Here is a 12,446-nt window from a genome sequence, read left to right as displayed (position 1 = left end):
CGCCGCCCTGCGCGCCGGTGGCGGCGTCACGCACGGATGGAAGGCGATGAAGAGCATCGCCGAGAACGAGTAGGCCCACGCACAAGGCCCGCACCGGAGCTATTGCCCTTCGGGTACGGGTACTTTCCATCGGAGCCGGGGACGTGCGCCGGTACACGAGACATCGGCGCACGTCCCTCGTCGGCCGTCACCGGCATCCAGGAGGACACCGGCGCTCACGCCTGCATGCCGGGCTCCGAGGCGGAGCAGCGGAGAATGCGACCGTTACCAGCCGCGTTCGGCGAGACGGTGCGGCTGGGCGATCTCCTCGACGTTGATACCCACCATCGCCTCACCGAGGCCGCGGCAAACCTTGGCCAGCACATCGGGGTCGTCGTAGAAGGTGGTGGCCTTCACGATGGCGCTCGCACGCTGTTCGGGGTTACCGGACTTGAAGATGCCCGAACCCACGAATACGCCTTCGGCGCCGAGCTGCATCATCATCGCGGCATCGGCGGGGGTGGCGATACCGCCCGCGGTGAACAGCACCACCGGCAGTTTCCCGGTTTCGGCGACTTCGCGGACCAGCTCGTAGGGCGCCTGCAACTCCTTGGCGGCGACATAGAGTTCGTCGGCCGGCAGGGAGCCGAGCCGGGCGATCTCCTGGCGGATCTGCCGCATATGGGTGGTGGCGTTGGAAACGTCACCGGTGCCGGCCTCACCCTTGGAGCGGATCATCGCCGCGCCCTCGGTGATCCGGCGCAGCGCCTCACCGAGATTGGTGGCACCACAGACGAACGGGACGGTGAACTGCCATTTATCGATGTGATTGGCGTAATCGGCCGGGGTGAGCACCTCGGATTCGTCGATGTAGTCGACTCCGAGGCTCTGCAGCACCTGCGCTTCCACGAAATGCCCGATCCGTGCCTTGGCCATCACCGGGATGGAGACGGCCTCGATGATCCCGTCGATCATGTCCGGATCGCTCATCCGGGAGACGCCGCCCTGGGCGCGGATATCGGCGGGTACCCGCTCGAGCGCCATCACCGCGACGGCACCGGCATCCTCGGCGATCTTGGCCTGGTCCGGGGTGACCACATCCATGATCACCCCGCCCTTGAGCATCTCGGCCATACCGCGCTTCACGCGGGCGGTACCGGCCTCGCGGGTCGCTTCGGTGGTCTGGGCGGTCTCGGGCGTGGTCACGGCAGCTCCTGTGTCCGGTGCAGGGGAAATCGTCGATGAACACCACGATTCTAGGTGCGCCCCGAAACGGCCTTCATATCCAGTCCGAGCACACTGGACTGATCACGACCTGGTGTTATGCACACCACCCCGGAAACTGGACCGGACAAAACACCGCCGGACCGGTGCGACACCGGCCCGGCGGGGCATGAGAAACCGACTCAGATCGGGTTGACCACCAGCAACTTCGCCCAGTACTCAGCGGCGCTGGGTCCGAGAATCGGCAGCAGGTAATCGAACAGGATGTAGGACACTTCTTCACCTCCACACACCGAATCGACACAACCTCGGTGCGCCAAACTGCGCTGACGTTATCACGCCGAGTGAGTCCCGTCACAGTTCTCTCGGCGCGCCGGTGCGGACGTTCGGCCCTCCGGTCCGACCCCGTACACGGCCTCGCCGAATTTCACGCCCCACCGGGCGTTCGGCGGGGCCGTCAACCGATTTCAGTGTTTCGGTCCGGCGGGGATCGGCGTTGTCGCGGGTTCGCGGTGCAGTGCGAGGCTCGACCGTGAAGCCTCATGCAGTCGCCGTCACGGCTGGACGGTCGGCACTAACGGATCGACCGCACCTCAGGGTCGATCTCGGCGTCGGCCGCCCGGGCCGCTTCGGGCAGCAGCTCATCGAGGTCGTAGGGATACACCGTTTCCCCGGCGGCGTCCAAGGCCCGGATATCGGCCGGACCGCACCAGCGGCTACCGGTGATCGAGCGCTGTTCGACGTAGGTCAGGTTGGCTGGTTCGGGCGCGAACTCGGTGACCCGCAGGGCGAAGAAGAGTTCTTCGGAGCGGATCAGGTCGCCGTTGAACGGGAAAACCGCCACCCGGCGCCAGAGCGGCCCGCGGAGAGCGGCCGGGTCGGCCGTGTACCCGGTTTCCTCGTGGAGTTCCCGGACCGCCGCCGCGCGCAGGCTCTCCCCCGATTCCACACCGCCGCCGACGGTGAACCAGAACGACACTTCCGGGAGCATCGGATCGTGGCCGCGCATGAGCAGGATCCGGTCCTGCTCGTCCAGGATGGCGACCCGGGCCGAGACCCGGGTGGTGTCGACGTCCAGGCCGGTCGCCGCCGCCGGGGTGGCGCGTTCCGCGATCTCGAAATAGGTGGGCACGGGTGCGGTGCCGCCCAGGCGCAACCAGCGCACCGGGCGGCGGGTGCGCAGTGCGAGGGTGTCGCGGACGGCGTCGTTGTGGAACCGGCGGGCGATGAGCACCCGGGCTTCGGCATCGGCGAGTTCGGCCACCTGCTGCGGGGGCAGCCGGGCGATATCGACGGCCGACAGGGTGACGGCCAGCTGGTTCTCCACCGCCTCGCGGTCCTCGCGGCCGGTGCGTTCGGCCCGGTCGGCCAGGACGGTCAGGCGGCGGGCGAGTTCGGCGGGTTTCGGGTCGGCGGCGGAATCGGGCGGGGCGGGTCCGCGCAGGGATACCGCGACCGCGCGCGCCACCACGGCCCGGCGTGCCAGTGCCCCGTCGAGCGCATGCCAGGCGAGGTCGGTGCGCACGTGGAGACGGTCCAGGCGGTTCGCCGTGGAATACGCCCAGACCCCCAGCGCCACGACGAGGGCGGCGACCAGCGCGAGAACCAGGACGGTGGTCGCGGAGAAGGTGATCATTCGGCCACCCGGACCCGCAGATCGCCGACCACCACGGTTTCGTAGACGCGCAGGATCTGTTCGGCCACCACCGGCCAGTCGTAGGACCCGACCACCTGCGTCGCGGTACGCACCAGTTCCGCCCGGCGGATATCGTCGGTGAGCAGTTCGTCGAGTGCACCGGCCAGGGCTGCGGAATCACCGGTCGGGACCAGTACACCGGCCGCGCCGTCGCGCAGGACCCGCCGGAACGCGTCCAGTTCGCTGGCGACCACCGCGGTCCCGGCGGCCATGGCCTCGATCAGGATGATGCCGAAACTCTCCCCGCCGAGGTTCGGCGCCACATAGACGTCCGCGCTCCGCATGGCCGAAGCCTTCTCCGTATCGGACACCTGCCCGAGGAAGCGCAGGTGCCGAGCGAGCGGTCCGGCCTCCCGGCGCAGGCGCTCCTCGTCACCACGGCCCACGACCAGGATCTCGACATGCGGATGCCGGTCGACCAGGGCCGGTAGCGCACCCAGCAGTACCTGCATCCCCTTGCGGGGCTCGTCGTAGCGGCCGAGGAACAGTACGGTCTTCCCGGCCCGCGGATAGCCGGGTAGCAGCGGTGCCCGGCTGAACGCCTGCACATCGACACCGTTCGGAATCTCCACCGCATCCGAGCCGAGCGCCTCGACCTGCCAGCGCCGGGCCAGTTCCGACACCGCGATCCGCCCGCTGATCTTCTCGTGATACGGCCGGAGGACACCTTGGAAAGTGGCCAGTATCAGCGATTTGGTGGTGGAGGTGTGGAAGGTGGCCACGATCGGACCCTCGGCGATCTTCAGCGCCAGCATGGACAGACTCGGCGCGTTCGGTTCGTGGATGTGCAGGACATCGAAATCGTTGCCCTCGATCCACTTCCGGATCCGCGTGTACGCCGTGGGTCCGAACGACAACCGGGCCACCGACCCGTTGTACGGGATGGCGACGGCACGTCCGGCCGAAACCACGAAATCGGGTAGTTCGGTATCGTCCGACGCGGGCGCCAGCACACTCACCTTGTGCCCGCGCTCCCGGAAGACCTGCGCCAGTTCCACCACATGCGCCTGCACGCCCCCCGGAACATCGAACGAGTAGGGGCAGACCATGCCGATCTTCATCGGGCGAATTCTTCCCCGGAGCCGACCTGCCTGCTGCCGCGCCGCGCCTGTTCGGCGGCGATCCGGTCCAGCCGGGCTTCGGACAGATCCGTTTCCCACAGCGGCTGCAACATATGCCAGTCGGCGGGGTGGTCGGCGATACCTGCGGCGAAACAATCGGCCAGCGCCTGGGTCGCGGCGGCGACACCGGCGGAGACGTCGAGAGGTTCCTGTGTGCGCACCACCCAGCCTTCGCGGCCGGTGTCGTCGACGGTGAACCAGACGTGCACCGGCATCAGCGCGGCACCGGTTTCGACGGCGAGTTTCGCCGAACCCGCGGGCATCCAGGTGCGTTCACCGAAGAAGGTCACCGGGATTCCGCGCCCGGTCAGATCGCGTTCCCCCATCAGGCACACCACCTGGTTCGCCCGCAGCCGCTGCGCCAGCGCGGTGAACGGCGGTTGTTCGCCGCCGGTCAGCGGGAACACTTCGAAACCGAGACTTTCCCGGTAGGCGACGAATCGCTCGAACAACGATTCCGGTTTCAGCCGTTCGGCGACGGTGGTGAAGGTTCCGTAGTTCTGCACCAGCCAGGTCCCGGCCATATCCCAGTTCCCCGAATGCGGCAGCACGAACACCACACCCCGGCCCCGGGCCAGCGCGGCATCGAGATGCTCGCGGCCCTGGACGACGATCCGGCCGGATTCCACCAGATCCCGGTGGTCCATGGACGGTAACCGGAACGCTTCCCGCCAGTACCTGGCGTAGGAGCGCATACTCGCCCGCACGAGTTCGTCGGGTACCGCTTCCGGCACCGTCCCGAGCACACGGGCGAGATTACGCCGCAACTGCGCGGGCCCGCCTTTACGCGCCGCGAAATCGGCACCGCGGTCGAATACAGCGCGCGCCGCAGGTTCGGGCAGGGCCCGCACCAGACGCCAGCCGGCGGCATAACCGCGGTCGCTCAGCTTCGCCCGCCACCCACTCACGACGGCTGCTCCGTTCCCGAATTCGACGTGCCCAGGATCTCGCGGGCTCCCGGCGAATTACGTACCGCCAGCACCCGCTGGGCGACGGTGACGATACTGAGCACGGCCAGGATCCACATGGCCACATGGACCGCCCAGGTCAGCCATTCGATGCCCCAGTGGCCGCCGATACCGGTCAGTCCGGCGCCGACGAGCACGATCACCAGCCGGTCCGGCCGCTCGATGAGCCCGCCGTCGGCGGACAGCCCGCTGGCCTCGGCGCGCGCCTTGGCATACGAGATGACCTGCGAGGTCACCAGCACCACGAGGGTCGCGACGAACAGCGGTTTGCTCTGCTCGTGGTACACCGCCCACCAGGCCAGCCCCCCGAAGATCGCCCCGTCGGCCACCCGGTCGCAGGTGGCGTCGAGAACGGCGCCGTAGCGGGTTCCGCCGCCACGTGCCCGGGCCATCGCCCCGTCGAGCATGTCGAACATGACGAACAGCCAGATCACCATGGTCCCCCAGAACAGATGTCCGGTAGGGAACAGGGTGACGGCGGCCGCGATCGAGGCAGCGGTACCGATCAGCGTGACGGCGTCCGGAGTGAGCCCGGTACTCACCAGCGCTCTACCGAGCGGCGCGGTGGCCTTGGCGAAGGTCGCCCGCCCGAAGATGCTCAGCACCTACGCCTCCTCCCAGGCCGCCGCCAGCAGGGCCCGGGTTTCGCGGAGCAACTGCGGCATAACCTTCGCTCCACCGATCACGGTGATGAAATTGGCATCCCCGCCCCAGCGGGGCACGATGTGCTGATGCAGGTGGTCGGCGAGGGAACCGCCGGCGACCCCGCCCAGATTGAGCCCCACATTGAACCCGTGCGGGCGCGACACCTTCTTCATCGTCCGGATGGCACGCTGGGTGAACTCCATGAGTTCCGCGGCCTCGGCGGCGGTGAGATCCTCCAGATTCGCCACCCGGCGATACGGCACCACCATCATGTGCCCGGGGTTGTAGGGGTACAGGTTCAGCACCGCGTACACCTGCTCACCGCGGGCCACGACCAGCCCGTCCTCATCGGACATGGTGGGGATATCGGTGAAGGGATGGCCGGTGGCGCCCTTGGGCGCCGAGGTGGCGGCCTCCGCGATATAGGACATCCGGTACGGCGTCCACAACCGCTGCAACCGGTCCGGTTCGCCCGCACCGCGGTCCACGATCTCCTCGGCCCGCTCGGCCGCAGCGGCTTCCGATCCGGTCAGACCGTCCGGCACCGTGCGCTCACTCATAATCCATACCCTTTCCCCGCCCGGGCGGACCCGGTATCACTCCGGCGCACCGCCCGCACCGTCCACCAGGGGACGAACCGAATCCGCGGTGGGTGAGGTGTTGTCCCGGCGCTGCACCCAGTCCACGACCACTCGTACCGCATCGGCCACCGGCACCCCGTTGACCTGGGTCCCGTCGCGGAATCGGAAGCTCACCGCACCCGCTTCCACATCTCGCGCGCCGGCCAGCAGCATGAACGGCACCTTCTGCGCGGTGTGGTTGAAGATCTTCTTCTGCATGCGGTCGTCACCGCGGTCCACCTCCGCGCGGACACCGGCCGACCGCAGTTGTGCGACCACACCGTCGAGGTGTTCGACGAAGGTGTCGGCGACCGGGATCCCCACCACCTGCACCGGCGCCAGCCAGGCCGGGAAGGCACCCGCGTAATGCTCGGTGAGTACTCCGAAGAAGCGCTCGATCGACCCGAACAGCGCGCGGTGGATCATCACCGGCTGTTTCTTGGTGCCGTCGGAGGCGGTGTATTCGAGTTCGAACAGGCCGGGTTCGAAGAAGTCGAGCTGGATGGTCGACATCTGCCAGTTGCGGCCCAGCGCATCCCGGGTCTGCACCGAGATCTTCGGGCCGTAGAACGCGGCGCCGCCCGGATCCGGGACGAGTTCCAGCCCGGAGGCCACCCCGACCTGGCGCAGGGTCTCGGTCGCCTCGTCCCACAGTTCGTCGGAGCCGACGTACTTCTCCGGATCCTTGGTGGACAGTTCCAGGTAGAAATCGTCGAGGCCGTAGGCCTTCAGCAGGTCCAGCACGAACCGCAAGGTGCCGGTCAGTTCCTCGACGACCTGTTCCTGGGTGCAGTAGATATGCGCGTCGTCCTGAGTGAAACCGCGGGCCCGGGTAAGGCCGTGCACCACACCGGATTTCTCGTACCGGTACACCGAACCGAATTCGAACAACCGCAGCGGCAGTTCCCGATACGACCGGCCGCGCGACCGGTAGATCAGGTTGTGCATCGGGCAGTTCATCGGTTTGAGGTAGTAGTCCTGCCCCGGCTTACGAACGGTGCCGTCCTCGTTGAGTTCGGCGTCCAGATGCATGGGCGGGTACATGCCCTCGGCATACCACTCGAGATGTTTGGAGGTCTCGAACAGATGTGCCTTGGTGATATGCGGAGTGTTGACGAATTCGTAGCCCGCTTCGACATGCTGCCGGCGTGAGTAGTCCTCCATCTCCTTGCGGATGATGCCGCCCTTCGGATGGAACACCGGCAGGCCGGAACCGAGCTCGTCGGGGAAGGAGAAGAGGTCCAGTTCGGCACCGAGTTTGCGGTGATCGCGCTTCTCGGCCTCGGCGAGCATGGTCAGGTAGTCGTCCTGGGCCTCCGCGGATTCCCAGGCGGTGCCGTAGATCCGTTGCAGGCCTTCGCGGTTCTGGTCGCCGCGCCAGTAGGCAGCGGAACTGCGGGTCAGTTTGAACGCCGGAATGAATTTCGTGGTGGGGATATGCGGACCCCGGCACAGATCGCCCCAGATCCGTTCGCCGCTGCGCGGATCGAGATTGTCGTAGATGGTCAGCTCGTTACCGCCGACCTCCATGATCTCCGGATCGTCGATCCCGGATTTGTCCCCGATCAATTCGAGTTTGAACGGCTCCTTCGCCAACTCGATACGCGCCTGGTCCACCTCGACCACCCGCCGGGAGAAGCGCTGCGCGCCCTTGACGATCTTCTTCATCCGGGTTTCCAGCTTCGCCAGATCCTCGGGAGTGAAGGGCCGGTCGACCCGGAAGTCGTAGTAGAAGCCGTCCTTGATGGGCGGGCCGATGCCCAGCACCGCCTCGGGGAACTCCTGCTGCACCGCCTGGGCGAGCACATGCGCGGCCGAATGCCGGATCACGCTGCGGCCGTCCTCGGTGTTCGCGGCGACCGGGATGACCTCGGTATCGAGTTCCGGCGCCCAGGAGAGATCCTTCAGATCACCCGCGGCGTCCCGGACGACCACCACGGTCTCCGGGCCCTTGGTCGGCAAACCCGCCTCACGAACCGCGGCGCCCGCCGTAGTCCCGGCCGGCACCCGGACGGGGGTGACTGGGCTGCGGGGGGCTGTGGTGGTCACGGTGGCGCTCTCCTCGGGTTTCCGCGGCCGGATCCGCTCCGGCTCGCTCGGCTTCGGACGGACCGCGCCACCCCCGGCTACTCCGGTTCGGTGGCGGCTCGTCCGTCGATCGGTAACCGGGCAGTGCCCGGCCGCGACCATGCTATCGGGACACACCCGGACGCGTGTCGATGGACCGGACGGGACGGACTGCGGGGCCTGCGCAGCCCGCCGTCCGCCGCCGGTCTTCGTCGTCGACGGCCACGTCCCGAGGTCGTGGATGCCGGGCGAACGGCATGCGCCGTGAAATACACGGTGACCGGCCGACCGGAAGCGAGAACCAGCGAGGCCACGAGCGGGGCCGCCCGGACAGGTGGCCGAATCATCCATCGAGGGGGCCGCGGTTCACCGTGTACCGCTCGGTTTCATGGGCGTCGCCCGGTGCCGAGAGCTCAGACGTCAGGAGCGCCGTGCGTAGTCCTCGAGCAGGGCTTCGCGCTCGGCGGGTGGGCGCTTGGGACAGCTGACACATTTCTCACAGCCCGGGGCCTCGTAGACCAGGCAGCATGAGGCGCGCCGCACGAATGCCCGGCCGGCGATATCGACGAACCGCGGCGCGGGCAGGGCCGGCCCGATCTCGGCGGCCAGCCGCCGCCCGATCTGCGGTGCCCGAGCGTCGACCGCCCAGCTGGCGACGACATCGGTGACAACGGCCCACAGCGCCGGCTCACGCACTCCGGAGACAGCGGCGATCCGATCGATCACGGTGGAGAGGGTCGCACGCAGCGCGCCCGGGACTGCACCGAAGTCCGGAGAGTCCTCGGCGCACACCTCGGTTCGTCCGGCGGCATCGGCATCGGCATCGGCATCGGCATCGAGGATTCGTGTCTTCTCGACCGTGCCGTCGGGGCGTAACGACAGTTCCAGCCGGTCCAGCGTGGGCGGCGGGATCGGCGTCTTCCGGACCAGCGCCCGTACCACCGGCTCGACCAGCGCCGAAGCGGTCATACACCACCACAGGGTGGCGCCCACCCGCATCGAATCGGTACGCCAGGACGCGTTGAGCTCCGCGATCCGGGCGGCCAGCCACGATTCGTCCGCCAGCATCTCCCCCGGCGCCGCCTTCACGACATCAAGGGACTGTGCAACCACTGCCATTCGACTCCGATCCAGCCGCCGACCAATCCGAACGTACCGAGTACCCACAGCGTGGCCACAACCACCACACAGGTCGCCAGGAACGCCAGCACCTGCATCAACGGCCCGCGGGAGATATACCAGGCCATACCGCGCCGGTATCTGTCCCGCAACCAGACCAGCGCGCGCCGCGCCACCGCGAATTCGGTGGCGAGGATGCCGATACCGGCGAATACCAGTGCCCAACCGGGCCCGGGGAACGGAATGGTGATCACGCCGACCACCAGCACCACCGTGCCGACCACAGCCACCCCGACCCGGTAGACCAGCTCGAGCGTAGGCCGCCCGGCGATTCGTCCGCGGAAGGCGCGCCAGAAGGCAGGCCCCGACCGTTCCGGCCCGCCGTCGTCTCGCGCAGCCGACTCGGTGCCCGGCGTCGATGCGGCCTCGGCGCTCCCGGCGCCCCGCCCGACCGCAGTATCGGAAGAGTTCTCCACGAATCCAGCCTAACGAGGCCCGACGCCCCGAGCCCCGACGTGCAGTACCGGTCCCGTGGCGGCCGGAAGCCGGGACTTCGCCGCTGTGCGGAAAAGTCCCGGCCTCGCTACTACGCCGAGTGTTACTTGCCGGCCGAGGCCGGTTCGCGGTGTAACTGTTCCAGCACACCGTCGTTCTCGATCGGCGCTATCCCGTCCACGCGAACCTGGATGAGGCGGGCGCTGGCGATATCGAAGAACAACCCGGAGACGGTGACCCCGCGTTCCGCCACGGCGCGGCGGACCGACGGATGCCGGTGCAGATTTTCCAGCTGAACGGCGATATTGACCATGCTCAACTGCTCCACCGGCCCGAAGCCGACGGCTTCGGCGGCCCGGCCCACCGCGTGACCGGCGCGGTAGCGGGCCAGGCTCGGCTGTCCGTGTTCGAGCCAGTTGTCGATTCCGGGGCCGGCGGATTCTCCCGAATGCAGGGCACCCATCGCCCCGCAGGAGGAGTGCCCGCACACCACCACCGAGCGCACGTTCAGCTTCTCGAGCGCGAAGACGAGAGCCGCTTCGACGGAGGCGTCCCCCTGTTCGGGCACCAGGTTGCCGACATTGCGCACGGTGAACAGATCGCCCGGACCGCTGTTGGTGATCACATTGGGCACGATCCGGGAGTCGGAGCAGGTGAGGAAGAACGAGTCGGGATCCTGTGCGTCGCGGAGTTCGTCGAGATGCGGCCGCATCAGGTGCGCGTGGCTGCGGTGGTAGGCGGCGATACCGGTGACCAGTGGATCACCGTTGTGGCCGGATCCGTCCGCCGACCCGTTGCGGTCGACCCGCCACGGCCCGAGGACATCGTCGAGTACCACGCGGCCGAGGCTGCGCGACGGTGGCGCCGCCTCGGCACGTGCCATTCGTGCCTCGCCGATCTCGACGAAATCGACCGTGCCACCGTTGCTCTCGTGCTGGCGCGCCCAGTCGGTGATGGCGTCGTAGGCGGCGTGGTCGAGGAAGTCGACGGTCATCTCCACGGTGACCGCGACGCCCGGCGGCACCGTCGCGAACGTGGTGGACAGTTTCGGCAGCGACAGGAAGGTGCAGGAACCGTCGATGCGGATGAGCCAGCGGTCGGTACCGCCGAGCGGTTCCGCGGTGACCGCGACCCGCACCACGCGCCAGATCAACAGCGCGAAGGCCAGTGCCAGGCCGATGAGCACACCTTCGAGCAGGTTCAGGAACACGACCGCGAGCAGCGTGACCGCGTAGACGAGCAGATCGCCGGTGCGATGGGCGAGCCGGATATGGGCCAGTTTCACCAACTGCACGCCGATGACGATCAGCAGACCGGCCAGTGCGGCCAGCGGGATCTGTTCGACCAGCGAGACGAGGGCCACCGAGAAGACGAGCAGCCAGACGCCGTGCAGTACGGCCGAGGCCCGGCTGCGCGCTCCCGCGGCGACGTTGGTGGAACTGCGCACGATCACACCGGTGACGGGCAGGCCGCCGAGCAGACCGGACAGGACGTTCGCCGATCCCTGGCCGATCATCTCCCGATCGAAATCGGCGCGCGGGCCGGTATGCATCTTGTCGATCGCGACGGCCGAGAGCAGGCTCTCCACGCTGGCGATGAGGGCGAAGGTCAGGATCATCACCACGATCGCGGCCCAGTCGCTGCGGGGCAGTTCGGGCAGGCCGATCGCGTCGAACAGCGAACCGTCGATGGTGACCCGTTTGACGTCCATGGACAGCACCAGCGACAGTGCGGTGGCCACCACGATCGCGGCCAGGGCCCCGGGTACGACCCGGACCCGTTCGGGCAGGTACTTCCAGCCGAGCATGATGGCGATGACGACGAGTCCGAGCAAGGTCGCGGGTCCGTGCAGCGAAAGCAGTTGCGCGGGAAGCTCGGTGATGTTGTTCCACGCGGTGCTGTTGGATTCCCCGCCCAGCAGTACGTGCAGCTGCTGCAACGCGATGGTGATACCGATACCGGCGAGCATCGCGTGCACCACCACCGGAGCCACGGCCAGCGCCGCCCTGGCGATCCGGCTCAGCCCGAAGAGGATCTGCAGGACACCGGCCGCGACAACGATGAAACAGGTGACCTTCCAACCGAATTGGTGGATCGATTCGGCGACGATCACGGTGAGGCCCGCGGCCGGACCGCTCACCTGCAGCGCGGAGCCGCCGAGGGATCCGGCGACGATGCCGCCGATTACGGCGGCGATGAGCCCGGCCGCCACGGGGGCGCCGGAGGCGATCGCGATGCCCAGCGAAAGCGGCAGCGCGACAAGAAATACCACGATCGAGGCGGGTACGTCGTGGCGCAGGATCGAGGTGAGACGGGGAGATCGGAAACGGCTACCGGGCCCCGGGGGGGGGGGGGGGGCGCGGGGGGGGGGGAGGGGGTGGTGGAGGGGGGGGGGGGGGGTTTTGTTGGGGGGCGGCAGGAGAGCCCCACCGCGAGCACCAGCGGAAGAGTTTGCACATTCAGCAGGCCCGCAACGGCCAGCAGGCCGTCATTGGTCAGTATCGCCACCGCG

Annotated in this window: 10 protein-coding genes; all 10 read right to left on the bottom strand. The window is 68.1% G+C overall.

Features of this window, described 5'->3' with window-relative positions; translation table 11 throughout:
- Nucleotides 1-264: 264 nt before the first annotated feature.
- The 10 genes from pdxS to QH195_RS09440 all read right to left on the bottom strand — a co-directional run bounded on the left by pdxS (nucleotide 265) and on the right by QH195_RS09440 (nucleotide 12,236).
- On the bottom strand, nucleotides 265-1,185 hold the full coding sequence (pdxS, locus tag QH195_RS09485) for a pyridoxal 5'-phosphate synthase lyase subunit PdxS (protein ID WP_280435076.1): 921 nt from the start codon (nucleotides 1,183-1,185) through the stop codon (nucleotides 265-267).
- A gap of 592 nt (nucleotides 1,186-1,777) precedes the next feature.
- Nucleotides 1,778-2,836, bottom strand: a complete 1,059-nt coding sequence (locus QH195_RS09480; RefSeq protein WP_280435079.1) for an NUDIX hydrolase — start codon at nucleotides 2,834-2,836, stop codon at nucleotides 1,778-1,780.
- Nucleotides 2,836-3,960, bottom strand: a complete 1,125-nt coding sequence (locus tag QH195_RS09475; protein ID WP_280435075.1) for a glycosyltransferase family 4 protein — start codon at nucleotides 3,958-3,960, stop codon at nucleotides 2,836-2,838. The genes QH195_RS09480 and QH195_RS09475 overlap by 1 nt, the downstream gene beginning before the upstream one ends.
- Entirely contained in the window at nucleotides 3,957-4,928 is a 972-nt protein-coding gene (locus QH195_RS09470) for a phosphatidylinositol mannoside acyltransferase (RefSeq protein WP_280423183.1), read from the bottom strand. Before QH195_RS09470 ends, QH195_RS09475 begins: the two co-directional genes overlap by 4 nt.
- Entirely contained in the window at nucleotides 4,925-5,593 is a 669-nt protein-coding gene (gene pgsA / locus QH195_RS09465) for a phosphatidylinositol phosphate synthase (protein ID WP_280435074.1), read from the bottom strand. Before pgsA ends, QH195_RS09470 begins: the two co-directional genes overlap by 4 nt.
- Nucleotides 5,594-6,193, bottom strand: coding sequence for an HIT family protein (locus tag QH195_RS09460; protein WP_280423181.1), 600 nt, complete (start codon nucleotides 6,191-6,193; stop codon nucleotides 5,594-5,596).
- Nucleotides 6,194-6,229: 36 nt separating this feature from the next.
- On the bottom strand, nucleotides 6,230-8,302 hold the full coding sequence (gene thrS, locus QH195_RS09455; protein WP_280423180.1) for a threonine--tRNA ligase: 2,073 nt from the start codon (nucleotides 8,300-8,302) through the stop codon (nucleotides 6,230-6,232).
- Nucleotides 8,303-8,740: 438 nt separating this feature from the next.
- A complete protein-coding gene (locus QH195_RS09450; protein WP_280435073.1) occupies nucleotides 8,741-9,439 on the bottom strand; it encodes a (2Fe-2S)-binding protein in 699 nt (232 codons plus the stop codon).
- Nucleotides 9,406-9,915, bottom strand: a complete 510-nt coding sequence (locus QH195_RS09445; protein ID WP_348536849.1) for a TIGR02611 family protein — start codon at nucleotides 9,913-9,915, stop codon at nucleotides 9,406-9,408. The genes QH195_RS09450 and QH195_RS09445 overlap by 34 nt, the downstream gene beginning before the upstream one ends.
- Nucleotides 9,916-10,037: 122 nt before the next feature.
- Nucleotides 10,038-12,236 carry a bifunctional SulP family inorganic anion transporter/carbonic anhydrase gene (locus QH195_RS09440; RefSeq protein ID WP_280435077.1) on the bottom strand — a complete coding sequence of 733 codons (2,199 nt, stop codon included), beginning with the start codon at nucleotides 12,234-12,236 and terminating at the stop codon, nucleotides 10,038-10,040.
- Nucleotides 12,237-12,446 lie beyond the last annotated feature (210 nt).

It is taken from the genome of Nocardia carnea, assembly GCF_029868855.1.
Lineage (GTDB): Bacteria > Actinomycetota > Actinomycetes > Mycobacteriales > Mycobacteriaceae > Nocardia > Nocardia carnea_A.
The sequence above is the reverse complement of the archived record's forward strand: the minus strand, read 5'-3'. Positions and strand labels throughout refer to the sequence as shown.